The organism is Neorhizobium huautlense (assembly GCF_030811685.1).
Lineage (GTDB): Bacteria > Pseudomonadota > Alphaproteobacteria > Rhizobiales > Rhizobiaceae > Neorhizobium > Neorhizobium huautlense_A.
The window spans coordinates 63,998-83,562 of record NZ_JAUSRF010000007.1; the positions used below are offsets into that span (position 1 = coordinate 63,998).

A 19,565-nucleotide genomic window follows, 5' to 3' on the forward strand; every position below is an offset into this window, starting at 1 on the left:
TTCCAGTTGTCCACAGGACCCCGAAAGTTGGAGTCTTCATTAAAATACCATGCTCCAAACTCGACCCAATTTGCGCCCGATTCGGCCCAATTTCGAACGGCGGTTCTGCTCAGCCGATTGCAATTCCCTCCATCTGCCTCCTAAGCTGACCTGGTCATAACGACAGACTACCGGACCAAAACGCCTACCAAAAACAACATCGAACAATTCAACCGGCAATCGCTCCGGATGGCGAAGCTTTGCCAACAGAAAGGACTACGCATGAATATGAATAAAATAGAACGAGGCGGTTCTTATCCCATCCGCCTTCGGAACATGGAGGGAGCGAAGGCGAACTTCCTGACAACCGATGGCAATCTGTTGCTTATTGGGATGCCAGGCATCGAGCGCTCAGAGGCTCAGGCAATCCGGAACGGGAAGATGAAGGCTGGCTTCATCAAGGATGGCCCCCTGCTTCTTTGGGTATTCGAGTTCCCCGGCAACCTGATTTTCGATTGCCCATTCGATATCCGGATCATCCCGAAAGACCGCCTCAACCTTCCAGATGTCATCAGCGGCGAGCAGCGGCTTTACATCGACATCCACTTAGTAGACTCGGCGACGAACCTGGTGAAGGGGCTGCGCGGCATTACGCTGCCGCCGAAACTCTCGCTGGACTTCCTCTCGGCGGCGCAGGACCAGCTTGCGGACAACCGCACCATGACCCCAGCGCTGGCCCGATACAACGCGATGGACATCCTCCGACTGCCGAAGCTCGCGGCTGTCCAAGTATGCGGCAAAGACTGAAAAAACACTCGTCCAATCAAAAGGAGAACCAAAATGACAGCACTACTCAGCAAGTGGAAGCCCGACGCAGATGTCTACGGAGAAGCAGCGGGGCTTGTCTTCGGTGATCGTGTTCTCGATCTCGTCGTCACATATTGCGGTGACGGCACTTTCGAATGGGACGTTGTTGATGCCTGCGACGTTATCGCGTCCGGTGTCACCGTAAGCGCTGCGGAGGCGCGGCGCGCATCTGAAGACGCAGGCTTGCGCGCACTAATTTGCGTCACTGCTTGATTTCACTTCATCAGCATCTCACGCCGTGAGATGCTGATGACACTAATAAAGGAATTAACGTCATGGATTTTGAAACATGGAAGAACCTCGATCCCGTCGAGGACGTTGCAAGGAAACTCGGTTTCGACATCGGCAGCTGCCTGAGTTGGGATCATTACGGCAGCCGTTTTCGAGCTGCCAATGACAAGGACACTGGCCACCTGGTAAAAAGGGCCAAGGAACTCGCTGGCGTACTCTCAACGGGAGAGCTTCCGGTTCTGCAGGCGATGCTCTACGCCGCAGACTTCTCACGGCAGGCCGACGAGATTTCTGAAGAACGGACGTGGCGACGGCTGGACAACACCTACGGCGACAACGCGACGGCCGTTGCTCTCGCCATCATGCGTCGTTGATGTCATGGGCGATATTGCGCTGAGCTACAAGAAGCGTCAGGCAGCGTATGCAGCCAAGAACCGGCGGAAGGCGAAAGCCCTCCGCCGGCCCGATGCCCGCGCCGTTGCCGATGCCTATTTGGCCGCTGTCGAAGGTGGCGGTCTCGAACGCATGATGCGCGCTTACATTTCCAAGCTTGCTCCAGAATGCGATGCCGATGCCCGAAGCCATGATGTCATTGCGATCCTCAGAAACCTGGTCCGCCTCGCTCTTATGGAAAAGGGATACGACGGTGACCAGATCAAGGACAAAATGGCCTCTATGGGCGACATAGGCATGTCCACGACTGAGAACGAAGCGTGAGATATTCGGCGTGTTTCCTTTGCTCAGAGAACGGATTGCCCATCACACACCACCCATCGATCGGAAACGAAAAAGGGCGACCCGAAAGCCGCCCACTCAATCCACCTACATGGCGGTCAACGAGTACATGTTACATGTTCAGTAACTATATAATTCAGAGCCGCCGTTCGGCGGTCGATAATCCCTCATGGGGATCGATATCCGGAAAATCCAGGTTCGAAACCCTGTCAAATCCTAACCCCTCGCGGGGAGCGATAACGGTCGTAGTTCCTTGCGTCCCTTCGACTATTAAATGATGCGACAAGCCCCTGGGTTCGTCAACAAAAAAATCAGAAATACTGAGTAAAAATAGCAAGTTACAAAATACAAAATGAAACTTGCTACTGTTTCCCGGACTTAATAGACGACGATTTTGTGCCAGGTCGTGTGGGCCGGTTCGACGTATGTCGAGCCCCGTGTGGAGCAGGCATCCGTTGTCAAAGAGATGTCATAGGAACCACGCCCGGGATTGCCGTACAAGTTGCCTCCGGTGGGGCTTCCACGCTTGAACGAAAAGCCGGCAGGATAGCCCACCGACCAGCGGCCAGCACAGTCGGGGTGCATATACACCGCGAAGGCGACATCGACCTGAGAGACACCGAGATTAACCCGGGAAGCTGGAAACCGAAGGGTGTCGGCTGAAGCGGTTCCCGTAGTCAGCAAACCAATAGCGGCGGCAATTACGAACTTCATAGTCCACTCCTCGACCTATCGAACATGTCGAGCAAGGTTACGAGGTATGCCGACACGGAAAGGAAAACCGTCAGCGTCACCAACGTCGCCGACAAATGAGCGAGCCCCGCAAGCCCACAGCCCGCGGCCAATGTGAGTCCGAACATTGTCCACACCGTAGTTTTCTTCATTTCGGTTTGCCCCCTTTTGTCAGCATCGCCATCCCAGTTTTGGGCAATATTCCGCGTCCGGCAAGACTGAGCATTCCGCCGATAGCACCTGAGGCGATGCTCGATTCCCCGGCGGTTCCCGGGAGGCCCAGCCATCCGAGAACGCGATCGGGGAGCGCCCACGATTGCCCGAACAATTTCAGATCGACGTACCAGGTCAGGTAAAGCTGGATGATGGACATGATCAGGAAGCCGATGAGGCCGACGACCGCGCCACCAGTCTGGGCCAGGAAGGCGGTTGCCCACATCGAGTCCATTGTCCGGAGAACGATGTCGAAAACCGGGTAGGAGCCACAGTAAGCCAGTATCGCGAGGGAAGGACGCAGGAAGACGTTGACGGTCAGCATCAAGCCCATCCGCACGCCTTCGCCGGCGAAGTCTTCACCGCCTTCCATCCGCATCCACTTGAGGCACCACAACGGCAGGGCGATCATGGCTTCCAACAGAGCGGCAACAAGGGCGATGCCGGCGGCGAGTACAAACAGGAACGGAAGGATCGGGATTACGTAAGCCCGCAAACTGCCGATAAAGATGAGACCGCCAATAATCCAGTTGCCCCAGCCGAGCAGAAAGTCGGCGGCTCCGCCAGCGCCGACCGCGGAGGAAAACCAATTTGAGGACGCGACCATCAGCGTGGCACCAGCGGCTATTGCCGTCCAGGCGATCGATAGCATCGCGTGTCCCGACGAAATCAGGTTTGACATGGCATCACCTGGCCCTGCCGACGACGATGCACCCCATTCGGCCAATCCTCGCGAGATCGGAGCAAGCAGCTTCACCAGGAAGGTCGAGCCCTCATCGCCCGCGGCCGCAAAGTCGTTGGCCGATAGGTTCGCTCTGTCATTTTCCCCCGAGACCTGTTGTCGGAGGACACTGAATGCCCGATCCAGCGCCTGACCGAAATCGCCGTCAGTCCTCGGCGCTACATCCTCGGGCATCTCATTTGCCAGTGTCGTGGTCAACGCGCTGATCTGGCCAAGCGCTCGGAAATATGTCCCGGCGGACAGGAAACCTTCCTGTGTTGCGTTCTCGATGAGCTTGGAGCGCGATGTCGCCTCAACCTTCGCCGCCTCAACCTTTGCCGCTTCGGAGACTTTCGTGTCGAACGTCGCGCCGCGGGCGCGGATATCCTGCACGATCGTCGATGACAGAACCTTTCCGGAAATGGCTTTCGTCACAGCTTCGGCGGACGACAGTCCTGATGTCTGCGCAGCCAGCTTGGCATATTTCTGTGCGTCTTTCCGATACGCAGAAATCATCTCCGCAACCGCCTCGCTGCGTGAGGCCGAAAACGCTGCCCTGTCATCCGGCAGCGTGTACGAGAGATGTCCGCAGGTTGGGCCATAGCTCCATGTGATCTTCTGAGCATAGCCGGGAATTCCAAGACCCGAGACGGAGCCGGCGGGCTCCGGCAAAGGCACCTGCCAGCCCCATGTCTCGCCGGCCGTGTTGTAAACGGCAGCACATATCTCGTGTCGCAGGATCGACATGGCCACGGTCGATCCCGACGACGAAACCGGAAGTATCGTGGTCTCCCCGGAGGCCACCGTCGTTACGAATACGCCCCATGACGCGTCGGCGAGATTTATCCCGCCGCGGGCGACGGCATCTCGAAGCAGGTAATGCGCGGGCGAGAAGCCCGTCGATGGCAATGGCACCAGAAGACCCGCGCCGACGATGATGCGCAACGGAGTCCAAATCTGATGCCAGCGGTCACCAAGTGTTTTACCCGTATAGGCCGATTGCACGATTCCCGAGAGGATGTTGTATGCAATCAGGGCCGAGCAAAATGCGAACAATGTCGATGTGAACACTTGGAGCGTGCGCCCCCATGCAGATGTTGCGTCGGACGGCAAAACCGCTGTTACAAGCTTCCAGGCCAGATTTGTCGAAGACGGTTCCGCGAACAGGTCGATCATTTGATACCTCCAGGCGGCTTTGGCCCTACAGGACCGTCTGCCCCGCCTGGACCATCAGGCGTGATGTCGTTTTTCGTCTTGGAATCCTCGCTGTCTTTGCCGAGGTCGAGTGCCTTTTCCTCCGCCGTTGTCAGCGTCACCGTGACAATTGGCAGGGCAAGACGTGACGGCGAGCGAGGTTTGTTCGATGTCGCCGATCCAGCCTTTCCGGAACTGCCATTGTCTCCGTCCCCCCCAGAACCGGTGGCGGTATCCGACGCTTCAGGGGCCGCATCGGGCACTGGGCCACTTTTTTTGGTCGGGCGATCGAGGATTGACTGTCCCAAGGCAACGAACTCCGGGAGAGTCTGCCAGATGGCGGCTAGCCACGGGCGCGCGCATGGTTGAAGCTCGCGTTCCCGCAGAATCTCGGCTCGAAGCTGGACTCGAGCTTCCACGGTCCGCCAGCCCGTCATGTCTCCCGACGCTGCGAGCTTCTCCAGGTAGGCGAGCAGTGCTGGCGACTCAGCTTCGAGGAAGGCCTGCCGATGATGTGTTGGCCGACCACGGACATTCATAGACCATCGCACAATGTCGACCGCGGCCCCGTGCTCCCAACTGAGATGCGTCATACCAATGTCCCGCAGAACCAGATGGGAATTCTCCTGAAATATCTCTTCGCCTGCCGTCATGGTGTCATCCCTCTTGGCGCTGGTTCGTCGACCGCAGCGGCCAATGCCTGCGACAAATTTCGGATTTTTTGCTGTGCCGTGGCGAGCCGCTGCGCCTGCTGCCTGAAGGCGTGGCGTTGGTCTGCAGCCTGCTTCTCAGCCTCACGCAGTGAGGCTTTTGCTTTCGCAGCCTCCGCCTTGGCCGCTGCTGCCATGGCCGTTGCTGCTGATATGTCAAAAGCGAACTGTTTCCTTAGGTTTTCACGCAATGAGGACTCGCGGGCACCGTCGAGAACCGCACGCACCGTCCCTCCCACCCCCCTGAAACGATCTGTCGATGCCTTTACCGCCGCGGCCTCAGCCGTGATAACGGCAGCCTTTCGTTTGGTTCGATCAATGTATTCACGGCTCTTGGCTTCTACGATGGCAGCACGCTTTACGGCCTGCTTGAGCGCCGCCGCCTGAGCCTTCTCTTTATGCCATTGCGCCCGCGTCAGGCGACGTTTGCCGGCACCCAAACGCGTGAGGCCAGCCGGAATTGCGACCTTCTCGTGGTAATCATCCAGCCATGCCTTCATTCCCGCGACATATGCGCGGTCAGCCCGTTTCCCCATCGCTTTTTTGTCTTCGCCCGGAAGCGGACCGGCTGCGAGTACGGCATTTTTTGCCGGGTATCCGGGATGCAACAGGCCCGCTCGCATCTCCTTATCGTCAGGAAGTAGGTAGGCGTGGAGGTGTGGATGGCTCTCGTCTGTATGCCGAACCACAGACACCAGCCTGCCCCCGTGCTGCGCTCGAAGCCAGGCAATTGACCGCTGTTCCCATTCGCCAACATCACGGCGAACTTCGGCACTGCCTCGATATTCCTCCATGCTCACGGGATGAGAGAAGATCAGACCAGCCAGTGTGTTTTGATCCTTGCGGATTGCCTTCCACGTAACTTTCCCAACCTTGTCGGTCCGCGGGGTCTTCGCGGCCACCACCCTTTGGTCGTGCAACGCCCGCACGGCATCGGGGTGCAGGCCATGGACGACTTCTGGGGGCTTCGGCGATGGAACGTGGACGGATGCAGAGGGAACCCGCGTGACTTCATCGAAGATGTAATCCGTCGTCCGCCCCGCTTTGTCGGAGCGACTGTAGAGCTCGATACGCGCGAACTGGTAGGCCAATAGGGAAACTCAGGGAATGCCTAAGCCTGCCTGCCGGCGATAAAGAAAACAAAGAAAAAATAAGCTGTATAGACCGAATACAGCTTATCACTGCGTTCTAAGCATCGGCCATTTCATGGAGATAACAACCGATCTGGTCGCCAACGCGAGTATCGAGCGCACGCAATTCAGATGCTACAGAGAGTTTAGCGCCTTCTGGAAAGCCTTGAGGCCATCATAAATGTCGGCCAAACGAGCTTTGGTTACGGACGGCGCGTCGATCGAGTTGGCTTGTGGCGTGCCTTTGATATACGTGTGTGCCAAACGATCCCGCATCGTTTTCAGCGAAGACAGCTGCGCCTCTAGCTTTGCCTTGGCGCCAACGTCCACGGTGCGCTCTATTTTTTCGCAGGCTGGAATTCCGATAAGATGAATCAACATTTTCCTAAAATGCTGCTCATAATCGAAACCATAGGTCCTTTTAACGTTGTTCTCAACTAGCTTGATATTACTCGGGAGCTTAACCTTCTTGGTGCAGTGAGTTAGCACGATGCCATCCATGCTGATTTCGATCCAACCGCATAGTTCAAGTATCGCGAGTTTTGAGTAATACGTAGCCTTCTTGTTATCCGCCTCCCCGCGATAAGCTTGGTCGAGATGCTTGAGGTTTTCCTCTATATATCTCTTTACGACCATATCATTCTGCGAAAATTGCCGTTGCGGCGTTAAGGCGTGCGTCAACCTTGTCTTTCTTTGAAAGGCCTTCTGCCAGCTCGGAGTCCGAAATGCTATTATGTGCCCGGAACTTCACGAGCAACTGCTGGCAATGCGCAACCGTTGCACCCTCAAGATGTATGAGGTTTTCTGCGATGCCGACCATTATTGCTTCTAGCACCGTCCCAGGCATGCGAGACGGTGGACGTTGCGTAATAAACTTCTCAGCGAGAACCTTTACGACGCGAGTAAATAGGTCGCCATGCTCTTTTATAACCGTGTCATCTGCATGTCTGTTGCTGGACATGTAGTCGTTGAGAAATTTAGCGACCGAACCTTTATAATTTTCCCGGTTCCGCAGAAACGCGAAGAATCTTAGAATCGCTTCTTGTTTAGCAAAGCGATACTTTTCTCCCGGCTGCATATTGTTGACTGCTCGCCAGTTAGGGTCATTGTCCCAGGTCTTCAAAGCCTGATTAAATGTTCCCGAGTATATACAATTCCTGATTTCCTGGTTGTTCAGCTTCAGGCCGCCCGAGTTAAGACGGTGGAAAATCGTGAACAAGTACTCGTTGTGGCTACGCTTCGAAAAATCACAACGCAACACGTTAATTGGTATTGTCTGGTTCTGTACTTTTGAAAACACCTTCCGGAGATCAGTTCCAGGTTTTGCTGTTTTGAAGGTCGCTGGCGATTTGTTGCGAAGTACATCATCGATGTCCGGAAGGTTTGAAAGCCTCCAATCCTCTCCATTAAGGAAACGGACTATTGTCGAGATGCGTTGCAGGCCATCAATCACCAACCACTCGTTCTTTTTCGCATCGTAAGCGAAACACATGCTGGGAATCGGAAGCTGCTTGATTAGGGAGTCGATGAATCGAGTCTGGTCTGTCGATTTCCAAACTACGTCTCTCTGAAAATCAGGTTGAATGATTAGGTCACCCTCCTGATACATTCTGAGAAGGTCTGCTCCGGAGCGTAACTCATTATAGGCAACAATGTCGCTCGGTGGCGATTCATTGGAATCGTCAACTTCGCGCTCCGCTTCTTCCTGTTGCTCTATGCTTGCTTCGGGATCAATCGGCTCGGCGGGCAGAATTTCGACTTCGGCGTTTTCAGTCATAGTGGCCTCCCTACAGGCAAATGAGCCAGCGATTGCGCCCCCGTGTAGACCATTTCGCTGAAAGTTCTAACTCTGATACGCCACTGTGCATTACAGGGTAAAGGGCGAAATTCTCAGGATGGCCGTTGTAGAGGGCGGTTTGTGGATCATCGTCGTAGCCGAACACATTCGGCGGCCGCATCGACTCGATATTCAGCCAATCCAACCAGCGCGTCACATAACCTCAGCGCGCAAGCATGGAGATAGCTGATGTTCCAGACATGTTCCAAAACTGCCAATTGTGAGAATAATCCCTGATTACATGATCAGGAAGAAACTCCCCTCTCCCTGTAAGTCCTTGTGACTATTAGACTTATCGGGAGAGGGGAATGGTACGGTTGAGTGGGGTCGAACCACCGACCTCAGGTGCCACAAACCTGCGCTCTAACCAACTGAGCTACAACCGCACATGAGACGTTTTGGGCGTCTGCGGCTCACATACGAGGATAAAACTCGTTTTGCAAGCCCCTAGAGCAGTTCATTGTCATAAAGACCACATGGCAGCACATGGTCTTTATGACCGGCGACCGAAATCAGGCCGCCTTGAAACCGGCCATGGCGCGCTCTGCCGCATCGCGTCCGGGCTTTGTCACCTCCTCAGTCACCTTGCGGGTCGCTTCCTGCAGGTCGCGCACGTTTTCCACAGTCAGCTCCGCCTGCCGGCGCACGAAGGCCGATTGCAGCTCCACCAGTTCGGAAACGGAACGCACGCCCATCAGCGCCTGCATGTGTGCGATCGAAAGATCCGCACTGCTGCGCATCGCATCCGCCGCCTTCAAACCGAGCGCGAACGAACCGGACCGGGCGACGTAAAACGTGTCTTCCACAGTTTTTGTCGCATCGGTCGTTGCGTCTTGCAGGCGTGAAAAGGCCTCGCGGGACTGTTGCGCCCCCATATGCGCGGCATCGCGAAACCCTTGCGCCATGCGGCTCGGGTCGAATGCGGAAAATCCAAAGAAATCATCGGGTTTGTAAGGCATGCCATGTCCTCCTCGACATTGTTCCAGCACTCCACGCTGGCTCCTCACCCATATATCTACAATATCTAATTGTGCGTCGCAATGCGATGCTGCACCGCACGCTCCGGCGTTAACCCTTTTGCCCGATAGCAAGCTCGCGAAGGTGGACCGAAGCCCCCCTTTGAAGTTACTAACAATATGTTAACTTGGCACATCGTCGCGTATTTGACGATGGTGCTCCCAGGGTTCGTTCATGTCCGCTGTACAGTATCCGTTTATAGACATTGCCGTTCATCCGCGTATCCGCGCGCGCCTTTCCGGCGGCGAGGCAATCGTCATCTTTTCACCCGACATGAAACATGCGCTGTGGGCAAACGGACGCGGCGCCGAGCTTTTCGGCCACGAAAACATCTACGATTTTCTCGACCACGGCACCGAACCGCTGGACGTTTCCTTCCGCCAGGCGCAGGCCGCCGCGCGCGGTCTGGCCAATGAAGGAGACAGCCGTTCCTTCATGATGCGCATCACCAGCGGTTTCCAGCGCACCGCCGTGCCGGCGACCTGCGAACTGATGACGATCGGCAATGACCGCGCCATCATGGTTGCCGCACCGGCAAGCGATGGCGCCATGTCGATAGCCCAATGCGCGGCGCGCATGATCGAAGGGTTCGATGATACCGACACGCATCGCGCCGTGCTGGACCAGAACGGCCAGATCCTTGCCGCATCGCCGCGTTTCGCATCGCTGGACATGACGCCGCATACCGGCCGCATGCTGGTCAACATGGCAACCGTGCATGTTGACGGCCTCGTCAAGCGCCCGGTGCCGACCCGCACCGGTTACCTGCCGGCCGCGATGGGCAAGGTTTCCGACACGCCCGCCATGTACCTGCTCTTCATCGTCGAGCCCGATGCGGGCTCCGGCGACATCATTCCGATGGAAGCCCGCGAGGATGAGGCGGAAGACGAGCAGCCCGTCGCCGTATCGGAGGTCGAACCGGACACCATCGAGCCGGACGCGCCGGCAGCGGAGCATTCAGAGATCGAGGATGCGGCGGCGGAAACCGATGACGCGTCTGCACCTTCCGCCGATGGTTATGCCGATGCGCTCGATGCGCTCGCCGACATAAACGAGGTGGATGACGAGCCGACGGAAGAAACCGAGTTCGAACATGCCGACGCCGAACCGGCCAAATCGACCGAGACCGAACAGGCCATGGCCGATGTGCGGCAGGCACTGCTGGACAGTTTTGGCGCCGAACCGGCAACCGAAGACGATGATACCGTAGCCGTGGCAGCCGACGCGCCGACGGAAGCGGAAGCGGAAGCGGAAGCGGAAGCGGAAGCGGAAGCGGAAGCGGAAGCGGAAGCGGAAGCGGAAGCGGAAGCGGAAGAAAATCTGCCCGTTGCAGAGGTTTCAAGCGAAGAAACCACGGTCGTTGCGGACGATGTCGAGCCTGTGGAAACGGTCGAGGCGGACAACGCGCCCGTGGTCGAACCCGTGACCGAACCGGTTGCGGAAATCGAGCCGCAGCCGACCCCGGCCCTGATGTTCGGCACGGCGCGAACCATCAATACCGCAGAACCCTTCGTGTTCTCGCCGGACATGCGCGCCACGCGTTTTGTCTGGAAGATCGATGCCGAAGGCCGGTTCAGCGAAGTTTCCAGCGAGTTTGCCCGCGTCGTCGGCCCGCATGCGGCCGATATCAACGGCTTGGCCTTTTCCGATCTGGCGGCGCTGTTCAATTTCGACCCGGACGGCAAGATCACCGAACTCCTGCGCAAGCGCGACACCTGGTCCGGCAAGACCATCTGGTGGCCGATCGAGGGCACGACGCTGAAAGTGCCGGTCGATCTGGCCGCCCTGCCGACCTATACCCGCAACCGCGAATTCGACGGCTTTCGAGGTTTTGGCATCGTGCGGGTTGCCGATGTGGCGGAGGATCCGCTGGCAATTGGCGTGACGCTGGTGCCGACAGAGGCCGGCAGCGAAACGGACGTGGTGCCGGATGACATTGTCGATGACATCGTCGATCTGACCGCGCCTGTTTCAACGGAGACGGATCTGCCGGAAACGGAAGAGGACCCGTTTGCCGGCGACGCCACCGAGACTGAAGCAGAAGCCGATTTTGCCGGGATGGCGGAGGATGCTCCTGACGCGGCAGGCGAGGAAGACATCGTTACGGACGAATCTGCGATGTTCGAAGCTGACACGCTGCCCGAGCCGGAAGACGAAAAACCAGCACTTCGCCTCGTCGAAACACCCTCGCGCCGCCATTCCGATAAGGTCATCCAGCTTGAAGAGCGCCGTTTCCGCAACGACGGGCTGACACCCGGCGAAAAGGCAGCTTTCGTCGAAATCGGCCGCCGTCTCGATCCGCATCCGCGAGAGGATGAGGAGGAAGACATCCATGCGGCGGCCACGCCTTATGCCAAAGAAAATGCTCCGCGCGACATCGCCGATACGGATGAGCAGGACGAAACGTCTGCGCCCGAGACCTTGGACGCGACCGACGAAGCAATCGCTGATGATGTCGAGGCCGCCGAAGAGGACAACGAGGATGTGACTTCGGATGCGCTGCCGCTGCTCGATGAAGCGGCGGCAGACATCGACGAAACCGATCAGATCGACGCCGAAGAAGAACAGGTCGAAGGCGAACCGGTAGAAGACGAGCATGAAGCGGAAGAACCGCAGACCTATGCCGACATCATGCCGATGCGCGCCCGGCTTGGCCTCAACGCGGATATTCTCGACCAGATGCCGGTGGCGCTGATCGTGCATGCCGGCGACACGCTTTATCACGCCAATGCCGAATTCCTGCGCCTGACCGGTTACGACAGCCTTGAACAGCTGGAGGAACTCGGCGGCCTGGACGTTCTCCTGCAGCGCGACGAGCTGGAAGCCAAGACCGCCGAAGCCGGTGGCATGGTGGTGGTGCGCGCCGACGATACGCTGGTTCCGGTGAGCGCCCGCCTGCAATCGATCCGTTGGGAAAATTCGACCGCGCTGATGCTGGCCCTGATGCCGGTCGCCGTGACGAGCGAAGCGGTACCCGTTGCCGCGCCGCCCGTTACGGAGGCCGTGGAAGATGCAGACCTGCCGGCCGCTGCCGCCGAAGTGTCGCGCCTGCAGGTGGAAGTGGACGAGTTGCGCTCGATCCTCGAAACCGCCACCGACGGCGTCGTGATCATCGGCCCGGAAGGCGATGTGCGCTCGATGAATCGGGCGGCGAGCGCGCTGTTCAACTATGACAATGACGAAACGGTCGGCCGGCCTTTCGCCATGCTGTTTGCGCATGAAAGCCAGCGCTCAGTCATCGATTATCTCGGCGGTCTGTCCGGCCACGGTGTTGCCAGCGTGCTGAATGATGGTCGCGAAGTGATCGGTCGCGAGGCCGGCGGCGGTTTCCTGCCGCTGTTCATGACGATCGGCCGCCTGACCTCCTCCAACGGCTATTGCGCCGTCATCCGTGATATCACCGCCTGGAAGCGCACCGAGGAAGAGCTGCGCAATGCCAAGCGCTCCGCCGAAACCGCCAATGCCCACAAGAGCGATTTCCTCGCCCATGTGAGCCACGAGATCCGCACGCCGCTCAATGCCATTATCGGTTTCGCAGACATGATGGCGACCGAACGTTTCGGGCCGATCGGCCATCCGCGTTACATCGAATATGCCAATGACATCGGCCGTTCGGGCCGCCATGTACTCGATATCGTCAATGACCTGCTCGACATTTCCAAGATCGAGGCGGGCGAGATGGATCTCGAATTCGAGGCGGTCGGCCTCAACGAGACGGTGTCGGAAGCCGTGTCGCTGATCCAGCCACAGGCAAATGGCCAGCGGGTGATCATCCGCACCGCGCTTTCGCAGGCCGTGCCGCAGGTGGTCGCCGATCTGCGCTCGGTCAAGCAGATCGTGCTCAACATTCTCGCCAATGCCATCCGGTTCACGCCATCGGGCGGGCAGATCGTCGTGTCGACCGCCTTCGAAGCCAATGGCAGCGTCATCCTGCGCATCCGCGATACCGGCATCGGCATGACACGTTCGGAACTGGAACTGGCGATGAAGCCTTTCCGGCAGGTAACGGGTGCGGCACGAAAGCGTGGCGATGGCACCGGTCTTGGCCTGCCGCTGACCAAGGCGATGGTTGACGCCAACCGCGCCGCCTTTGCCATCACTTCGGCACCCAACGAGGGCACGCTGGTAGAAATCACGTTTCCTTCACCGCGCGTTCTGGCGGACTGAGCGCAGAGAAAAGCGGCAAAAAAGAAGGCAGCCGAAGCTGCCTTTTTATAAGTTGATGCTGCAATCCCAACGACGGGAAAAAAGAACTGACGGACACAGGGAGCACCGAAACCGGCGACATTCCGCTTTTCCGTTCGGTGTTAACCTTGCACCAACAGATCTTAACAGCTGGTAAATTTTCCCATTATCCGCCAGGTAAAAGGCACATTTTACGATAAAGAATCACGTACCTCTCACAAAGAGACAATGAAACGTGTATTTCGGCAGCGAACCGCGTCAATCCGGCACATGTGCGCATTCAGGTTCGCAATTCGGCAAGACCCGCAAAAAGATCGAGCGCCTGCGGGTTGGCCAGCGCCTCCCGGTTCTTCACCACCCGGCCATGCACGACCTCACGCACGGCAAGTTCGACGATCTTGCCGGATTTGGTGCGGGGAATGTCCGTCACGGCGATGATCTTTGCCGGCACGTGTCGCGGTGAGGCCCCTGCCCGGATGCCGGCGCGGATTTTTGCCTGCAAGGCGTCATCCAGAACGATACCGGGGCCAAGCCGCACGAACAGCACGACACGCACGTCATCCTCGAAATCCTGACCGATGCAGAGCGCCTCGGCGACCTCATCCAACTTTTCGACCTGATTGTAGATTTCCGCCGTGCCGATACGCACCCCGCCGGGATTGAGCGTGGCATCGGAGCGACCATGAATGATCAGCCCGCCATGATCCGTCCATTCGGCGAAATCGCCATGGCACCAGATATTGTCGAAACGCTCGAAATAGGCGGCGCGGTATTTTGCGCCATCCGGATCGTTCCAGAACATCATCGGCATGGACGGGAACGCCTTCGTGCAGACCAGTTCGCCCTTTTCCCCACGGATCGGCTGCCCCTCCTCATCGAACACATCGACGGCAAGGCCGAGGCCCGGCCCCTGTATCTCGCCGCGCCAGACGGGTTTGAGCGGATTACCAAGCACGAAACACGAGACGATATCTGTGCCGCCGGAAATCGAGGCGAGATGTACATCCGGCTTGATACCCTCATAAACGAAAGAAAAGCCTTCGGGCGAAAGCGGTGAACCGGTCGACGTGATCATGCGCAGATGCGAAAGGTCATGGGTTTTGATCGGCACAAGACCTGCCTTGCGCACCGCATCGATATATTTGGCAGAGGTGCCGAAAATCGCGACCTGCTCGTCTTGCGCAAAATCAAACAGGACATTGCCGTCAGGCGCGAAGGGCGAGCCGTCGTAAAGGCATAAGCTGGCGCCCGAGGCGAGACCGGAGACCAGCCAGTTCCACATCATCCAGCCACAGGTGGTGAAATAGAACAGTTTTTCACCGGGCATCAGACCGCAATGCAGTTGCTGCTCCTTCAGGTGCTGCAACAGCGTGCCGCCGGCCGAATGCACGATGCATTTTGGAACGCCGGTCGTACCCGAGGAAAACAGGATGTAGAGCGGATGCGCAAACGGCAATTGTTCGAACTGCGGTTCCTGCGCCTGAAATGGCTCGATGAACTTCGCCAGAGTGCGGCCTTCGGCAAGCGAAGCGGCGAGAGCTTCGGCATCACCGGCGTAAGGCACGACGAGAACCCGCACAGCGAGTTTTGCGGCCACCGCCTGCACCTTGTCGGACACGTCCTGCAGCTTGCCATTATACCAGTAGCCATCGGAGGCAATGAACAGTTTTGGCTCGATCTGGCCGAAGCGATCGAGCACGCCCTGTATGCCGAAATCCGGCGAACAGGAAGACCAGATGGCGCCGATCGATGCGGCCGCCAGCATGCAGGCGACGGTTTCCGGCACATTCGGCAGCATGGCGGCGATCCGGTCGCCCTTCCTCAGCCCTAATGCGCGAAAAGCCTGTTGCAAGCGCGAGACGGAAGCGGTCAATTCATCCCATGACCAGCGGCTAAAAACCTTGTCCTCGCCGCGAAAGATCAACGCATCTTTCCCGCCTCGTCGCGACAGCAGGTTTTCCGCAAAATTGAGTGTCGCCTCGGGAAAAAAGCGGGCTTCGGTCATATGGCCCTGATCGACCAGAACCGGCCCCGGCCGCTCACCGCGCACGCCGCAAAAGTCCCAGACAGCGGACCAGAAATCCGCCCGTTCGGTCACCGACCAGACGTGAAAATCATCAGGTCCGGTGAAGTTCCGGCCATGTCGCTGCGCGCATTTCTGCATGAACTGTGCGAGCGATGTTTGGGAGCCGGCGTCCGGTGCCGGCGTCCATAAGGGTTTCGGCGCATGCGGCATCAATAAAATCCTCCCACCTGCACGCCACTCTAACATAAGCGAATTTGCAAGAAAGACGCCGGGAACGGCTGATTTGCATGGGCGCCGTATTTCCGCTAACGAAGGCCTCGACATTGCCGAGGCCCCGAGATTGCGAAGCCATGGGCGCTTCGAGGAAAGCATGTTTCAGTCGCTGATCCATTCGCTCAAGACCCGAAAACGATACCGGCGTGCCGCCATGGTGATCGCAGGTGGCGTTGTTGCGCTTGGTCTGGTGTCGCAGGTTGCCGCCCCCTATCTGATTTCCACTACACTGGTGCGAAACAGCATGGAAAGTGCCGTGGAGGAATGGTTCGGCCACGAGGCAACCATCGAAGGTGACCCGGAACTGCATTTCTGGCCGCACCCGCACATCATTCTGAACGATGTCTCCATTCGCGAAAGCGAGGACCCGGCATCACGCCTGATCGCCCATGTGGACGGCCTGACGGCATCGTTCGAACTTTTTCCGGCGCTGCGCGGCAAGCTGGTGTTCGAGGATTTCGACCTGACGCGGCCAAGGCTTTTCGCAATTCGCCATGCATCCGGTAATATCGACTGGTCGATGGACGGGCTTCTCAACGATGCCGTAGAGAACACGAAAACCGGAACGACGACGCTCGACAGCGCGCTCGACGCAAAAATCGGCGAAGTCACCATACGCGACGGATCGGTCGAAATCAGCGAAACGGACAGTGCGCGCAAGACCAGCGTGACGGCGATCCACGGAACGGTGGAATGGCCGGAACTGTCCGCCGCGCTTTCGTCTCAACTCAGCGCGACGATGAACGGTAAAAGTTTCGTGCTGTCCTTTTCCACGTCGCAGCCGCTTGCCCTGATGGCCGGCCGCAATACCGATGTCGAGGCCACCCTCTCTTCCGCCCTGTTTTCAGGCCAGTTTTCCGGCGACATCAACGTGGCGAATTACGCGCTTCTGTCCGGCTCCTTCGGCATCAACTCGCAGAAGGTGCCGGATGCGCTGGACTGGCTTGGCATTCGGGTAACCGGGCTCGACCGGCTGCAGCAGCTTTCGCTGAAGGCAAGGCTGATCACCACCGGCAATGCGCTGCGCTTCGAGCAGGTGTCGCTGCAGGCCAACGAGGCATTTGCCACCGGCATTCTGGATCTGCTGGAGCCGGAGAGCGGCAGGCCGCGGCTGAGCGGAACGCTCGCCTTCGACAAGCTGAATTTTTCCGCGATCATTTCCGCCCTTGCACCAAAACCTCGGGCGGCAGGCGGCGATGACGTGACACCGGGCGCCCTGCTCGGCGACATTCTCGATCTCGATCTGCGGCTTTCCTCCGCAGAGGCGCAATTGGGGCCACTGCCGCTCGCCAATGCCGCCGTCAGCATGATCAACACCCGGCAGATGGCGCGGATCGACCTGGTGGATGCCGGGATCGATGGCGGCCGGCTGACCGGGCAGATCAGCGCGCCGGAAGGGCGCATCAACGACAGCGCCGATCTTCGCCTGTCGCTCCGCGATGTCGATCTGGCAAGCGTCGCGCGTCGTTTCGGCGCACAGGCGATCATTCCGGAAGCCAATGGTTCGGCCGAACTGAACCTGCATCTGGACAAGCCGCTCGGCATGGCCGGCGCCGGCGACCTCTCCGGCTCGCTGCGCCTGACCGCCCGCGATGGCCGCCTGAGCGGGATCGATCTTTCCGCGATCAGACGGCTTGCGACAACATCTGCCTATTTCGGCCTGAAGGATGCCCGCGATGGCAGCATCGCCTTCAATCGCCTGGATGTTGCCGCGACGATCGGCAATGGCGTGGCAGAACTTGGCGAAACGCGGCTGGACGGGCAAAACGACCTGATCGTGCTGAGCGGTCTGGTGCCGCTGGAAACGCAGGGTCTGGCGCTTTCGGCAAACATCTATGCCAAGACGGACGGCACGCCTTCAAACGATCCGCTGATGATGTTCATCGGCGGCGCATGGCCGGTGCCGGTGTTCTGGCCGATGACAGACCAGCAACACCAGCAATAACCCTCAGCCCTGAGCGGCGGCGTGTTCGTCACGCTGGCGACGCAACTCGCTGCGTTTGGTGGCGAGCGAGGCTGCGATGACGCCGATCGCCACAAGGCCGATCAGGATGGTGCAGATGGCGTTGATTTCCGGCGTGACGCCGAGACGCACCTGCGAATAGATTTTTATCGGCAGCGTGGTGGCGCCCGGGCCGGTGTTGAAGCTGGCGATGACCAGATCATCCAGCGACAGGGTGAAGGCCAGCATCCAGCCCGCCAGAACCGCCGGCAGGATCAGCGGCAGGGTGATGCGGAAGAAGGTTTTGACCGGCGGGCAACCGAGATCGAGTGCGGCCTCTTCCAGAGAACGGTCGAACGTCAGCAGCCGCGACTGCACAACGATCGCCACGTAGCACATGGAAAATGTGGTGTGGGCGATGATCACCGTCCAGAAACCGCGATCGACATTGAGCGAGACGAACAGCAGCAGCAGCGACAGGCCGGTAATGACTTCCGGCATGACGAGCGGCGCATAGATCATGCCGGAAAACAGCAGACGTCCGGGGATCTTGCGGAACCGCACCAGCGTGAGTGCGGCGAGCGTGCCGAGCACGGTGGCAATGGTGGCGCTGATGACGGCAACACGGGCTGTCACCCACGCGGCGTCCATCAGCCCCTGGTTCGACCACATCTGCTGATACCAGGTGAGCGAAAACCCGCCCCAGACGGTAACCAGACGCGAGGCGTTGAACGAATAGATCACCAGAATGATGATCGGGATGTAGAGGAAGGCAAAACCGAGGGTCAGAACGGTCGCATCGAAACGGGAATTTTTCATGGTTTTATCCCGCCTTCTGCTGCTGGTTCTGGAAATAGGCGATCGGGATGACCAGCACCGCCAGCAAGATCACGGCGATTGCCGAGGCAAGCGGCCAGTCACGATTGTTGAAGAACTCGGTCCACAAGGTCTTGCCGATCATCAAGGTATCGGCACCGCCGAGAAGATCGGGAATGACGAATTCGCCGGTGATCGGGATGAAGCAGATCAGTGAGCCGGCAATCACGCCCGGCAGAGACAGCGGGAAGGTGATGCGCCAGAATGCCTTCCAGGGCGGGCAGCCGAGATCGCTTGCCGCTTCGAGCAGCGTGTTGTCCAGCTTTTCCAGCGCGGCATAAAGCGGCAGCACCATGAAGGGCAGATAGGAATACACGATGCCGATGAAGACGGCATAATCGGTGCGCAGGATCTGCACCTGTTCATCCGGCCCCATAAGGCCGATGCTCTGGAACAACAGGGTCAGCAGGCCTTCCGGCTTCAGGATGCCGATCCAGGCATAAACGCGGATCAGAAACGAGGTCCAGAACGGCAGGATGACCAACATCACGAGGATCGGCCGGATCGAGGTTTTCGCCCGCGCCATGGCCAGCGCCATCGGGTAACCGATCAGCAGAAGCAAGACGGTGGAGATGGCGGCTATGCGCAGCGAGTTGAGATAGGATTTGATGTAAAGACTGTCGCTCGCCAGAAACTCGTAATTCTCGAAATCCAGCTGCGAGAAAAATTCACCGAACTTCCCAAAACCTTCGAAGACCGGCGTATAGGGCGGCATGGCGATCGCCGTGTCCGACAGCGAGATCTTGGCGATGATAAAAAACGGCGCGGCAAAAAACAGCAACAGCCAGAGATAGGGAATGGCAACGACCAGCCAGCGTGCCGGGTTGGCGCGGCCGGGATCGGCAATGACCGGTTCTGGTTTTGGGGAAAGCGTATCGATCGCCATGACGCCCTCCT

Annotated in this window: 16 protein-coding genes and 1 tRNA gene; 6 read left to right on the forward strand and 11 right to left on the reverse strand. The window is 58.3% G+C overall.

Going from position 1 to position 19,565, the window contains the following annotated elements; all coding sequences use genetic code 11:
• Positions 1–261: 261 nt before the first annotated feature.
• The 4 genes from J2T09_RS12160 to J2T09_RS12175 all read left to right on the forward strand — a co-directional run bounded on the left by J2T09_RS12160 (position 262) and on the right by J2T09_RS12175 (position 1,794).
• Positions 262–786 (forward strand): hypothetical protein, encoded by a 525-nt coding sequence (locus tag J2T09_RS12160; RefSeq protein ID WP_306834693.1) that lies wholly within the window; start codon positions 262–264, stop codon positions 784–786.
• Between the two features lie 33 nt (positions 787–819).
• Positions 820–1,059, forward strand: coding sequence for a hypothetical protein (locus J2T09_RS12165; protein WP_306834695.1), 240 nt, complete (start codon positions 820–822; stop codon positions 1,057–1,059).
• 62 nt (positions 1,060–1,121) lie between these two features.
• A complete protein-coding gene (locus tag J2T09_RS12170; protein ID WP_306834697.1) occupies positions 1,122–1,451 on the forward strand; it encodes a hypothetical protein in 330 nt (109 codons plus the stop codon).
• Positions 1,452–1,455: 4 nt separating this feature from the next.
• On the forward strand, positions 1,456–1,794 hold the full coding sequence (locus tag J2T09_RS12175) for a hypothetical protein (RefSeq protein WP_306834699.1): 339 nt from the start codon (positions 1,456–1,458) through the stop codon (positions 1,792–1,794).
• A gap of 396 nt (positions 1,795–2,190) precedes the next feature.
• Here the strand turns inward: J2T09_RS12175 and J2T09_RS12180 are convergent, their stop codons facing one another.
• The 8 genes from J2T09_RS12180 to J2T09_RS12215 all read right to left on the reverse strand — a co-directional run bounded on the left by J2T09_RS12180 (position 2,191) and on the right by J2T09_RS12215 (position 9,308).
• Entirely contained in the window at positions 2,191–2,526 is a 336-nt protein-coding gene (locus J2T09_RS12180; protein ID WP_306834700.1) for a hypothetical protein, read from the reverse strand.
• 166 nt (positions 2,527–2,692) lie between these two features.
• The gene (locus tag J2T09_RS12185; protein WP_306834701.1) at positions 2,693–4,654 is read right to left on the reverse strand and encodes a DotA/TraY family protein; all 1,962 of its coding nucleotides are present in this window, start codon (positions 4,652–4,654) and stop codon (positions 2,693–2,695) included.
• A complete protein-coding gene (locus J2T09_RS12190; RefSeq protein WP_306834702.1) occupies positions 4,651–5,325 on the reverse strand; it encodes a hypothetical protein in 675 nt (224 codons plus the stop codon). The genes J2T09_RS12185 and J2T09_RS12190 overlap by 4 nt, the downstream gene beginning before the upstream one ends.
• Positions 5,322–6,473 carry a plasmid recombination protein gene (locus tag J2T09_RS12195; RefSeq protein WP_306834705.1) on the reverse strand — a complete coding sequence of 384 codons (1,152 nt, stop codon included), beginning with the start codon at positions 6,471–6,473 and terminating at the stop codon, positions 5,322–5,324. Before J2T09_RS12195 ends, J2T09_RS12190 begins: the two co-directional genes overlap by 4 nt.
• 174 nt (positions 6,474–6,647) lie before the next feature.
• Positions 6,648–7,148: a hypothetical protein gene (locus J2T09_RS12200; RefSeq protein ID WP_306834707.1), complete on the reverse strand. Its 501-nt coding sequence runs from the start codon at positions 7,146–7,148 to the stop codon at positions 6,648–6,650.
• 1 nt (position 7,149) lies between these two features.
• Positions 7,150–8,289: a DUF262 domain-containing protein gene (locus J2T09_RS12205; RefSeq protein ID WP_306834709.1), complete on the reverse strand. Its 1,140-nt coding sequence runs from the start codon at positions 8,287–8,289 to the stop codon at positions 7,150–7,152.
• Positions 8,290–8,658: 369 nt separating this feature from the next.
• Positions 8,659–8,735: transfer RNA gene (locus J2T09_RS12210), tRNA-His, on the reverse strand.
• A gap of 126 nt (positions 8,736–8,861) precedes the next feature.
• Positions 8,862–9,308, reverse strand: a complete 447-nt coding sequence (locus J2T09_RS12215; RefSeq protein WP_306834711.1) for a phasin family protein — start codon at positions 9,306–9,308, stop codon at positions 8,862–8,864.
• 232 nt (positions 9,309–9,540) lie between these two features.
• On the opposite strand from J2T09_RS12215, the gene J2T09_RS12220 reads away from it, so the two are divergent.
• Complete coding sequence (locus J2T09_RS12220; RefSeq protein WP_306834713.1) at positions 9,541–13,533, forward strand: PAS domain-containing sensor histidine kinase; 3,993 nt, start codon at positions 9,541–9,543, stop codon at positions 13,531–13,533.
• Between the two features lie 298 nt (positions 13,534–13,831).
• On the opposite strand, the gene J2T09_RS12225 is transcribed toward J2T09_RS12220, so the two are convergent.
• Positions 13,832–15,787, reverse strand: a complete 1,956-nt coding sequence (locus tag J2T09_RS12225; RefSeq protein WP_306834715.1) for an acetoacetate--CoA ligase — start codon at positions 15,785–15,787, stop codon at positions 13,832–13,834.
• A gap of 160 nt (positions 15,788–15,947) precedes the next feature.
• Between J2T09_RS12225 and J2T09_RS12230 the strand changes: the two genes are divergently transcribed.
• A complete protein-coding gene (locus J2T09_RS12230) occupies positions 15,948–17,795 on the forward strand; it encodes an AsmA family protein (protein WP_306834717.1) in 1,848 nt (615 codons plus the stop codon).
• Between the two features lie 3 nt (positions 17,796–17,798).
• Here the strand turns inward: J2T09_RS12230 and J2T09_RS12235 are convergent, their stop codons facing one another.
• Together J2T09_RS12235 and J2T09_RS12240 are read right to left on the reverse strand one after the other, a co-directional pair.
• Positions 17,799–18,611: an ABC transporter permease gene (locus tag J2T09_RS12235; protein ID WP_306834719.1), complete on the reverse strand. Its 813-nt coding sequence runs from the start codon at positions 18,609–18,611 to the stop codon at positions 17,799–17,801.
• A gap of 4 nt (positions 18,612–18,615) precedes the next feature.
• Positions 18,616–19,554: an ABC transporter permease subunit gene (locus tag J2T09_RS12240; RefSeq protein WP_306834721.1), complete on the reverse strand. Its 939-nt coding sequence runs from the start codon at positions 19,552–19,554 to the stop codon at positions 18,616–18,618.
• Between the last annotated feature and the right edge of the window lie 11 nt (positions 19,555–19,565).

Bases quoted from the DNA above. Each gene is read 5' to 3' on its own strand.
- J2T09_RS12160 (WP_306834693.1), top strand. From the start codon at position 262: ATGAATATGAATAAAATAGAACGAGGCGGTTCTTATCCCATCCGCCTT.
- J2T09_RS12165 (WP_306834695.1), top strand. From the start codon at position 820: ATGACAGCACTACTCAGCAAGTGGAAGCCCGACGCAGATGTCTACGGA.
- J2T09_RS12170 (WP_306834697.1), top strand. From the start codon at position 1,122: ATGGATTTTGAAACATGGAAGAACCTCGATCCCGTCGAGGACGTTGCA.
- J2T09_RS12175 (WP_306834699.1), top strand. From the start codon at position 1,456: ATGGGCGATATTGCGCTGAGCTACAAGAAGCGTCAGGCAGCGTATGCA.
- J2T09_RS12180 (WP_306834700.1), bottom strand. From the start codon at position 2,526: ATGAAGTTCGTAATTGCCGCCGCTATTGGTTTGCTGACTACGGGAACC.
- J2T09_RS12185 (WP_306834701.1), bottom strand. From the start codon at position 4,654: ATGATCGACCTGTTCGCGGAACCGTCTTCGACAAATCTGGCCTGGAAG.
- J2T09_RS12190 (WP_306834702.1), bottom strand. From the start codon at position 5,325: ATGACGGCAGGCGAAGAGATATTTCAGGAGAATTCCCATCTGGTTCTG.
- J2T09_RS12200 (WP_306834707.1), bottom strand. From the start codon at position 7,148: ATGGTCGTAAAGAGATATATAGAGGAAAACCTCAAGCATCTCGACCAA.
- J2T09_RS12205 (WP_306834709.1), bottom strand. From the start codon at position 8,289: ATGACTGAAAACGCCGAAGTCGAAATTCTGCCCGCCGAGCCGATTGAT.
- J2T09_RS12215 (WP_306834711.1), bottom strand. From the start codon at position 9,308: ATGCCTTACAAACCCGATGATTTCTTTGGATTTTCCGCATTCGACCCG.
- J2T09_RS12220 (WP_306834713.1), top strand. From the start codon at position 9,541: ATGTCCGCTGTACAGTATCCGTTTATAGACATTGCCGTTCATCCGCGT.
- J2T09_RS12225 (WP_306834715.1), bottom strand. From the start codon at position 15,787: ATGCCGCATGCGCCGAAACCCTTATGGACGCCGGCACCGGACGCCGGC.
- J2T09_RS12230 (WP_306834717.1), top strand. From the start codon at position 15,948: ATGTTTCAGTCGCTGATCCATTCGCTCAAGACCCGAAAACGATACCGG.
- J2T09_RS12235 (WP_306834719.1), bottom strand. From the start codon at position 18,611: ATGAAAAATTCCCGTTTCGATGCGACCGTTCTGACCCTCGGTTTTGCC.
- J2T09_RS12240 (WP_306834721.1), bottom strand. From the start codon at position 19,554: ATGGCGATCGATACGCTTTCCCCAAAACCAGAACCGGTCATTGCCGAT.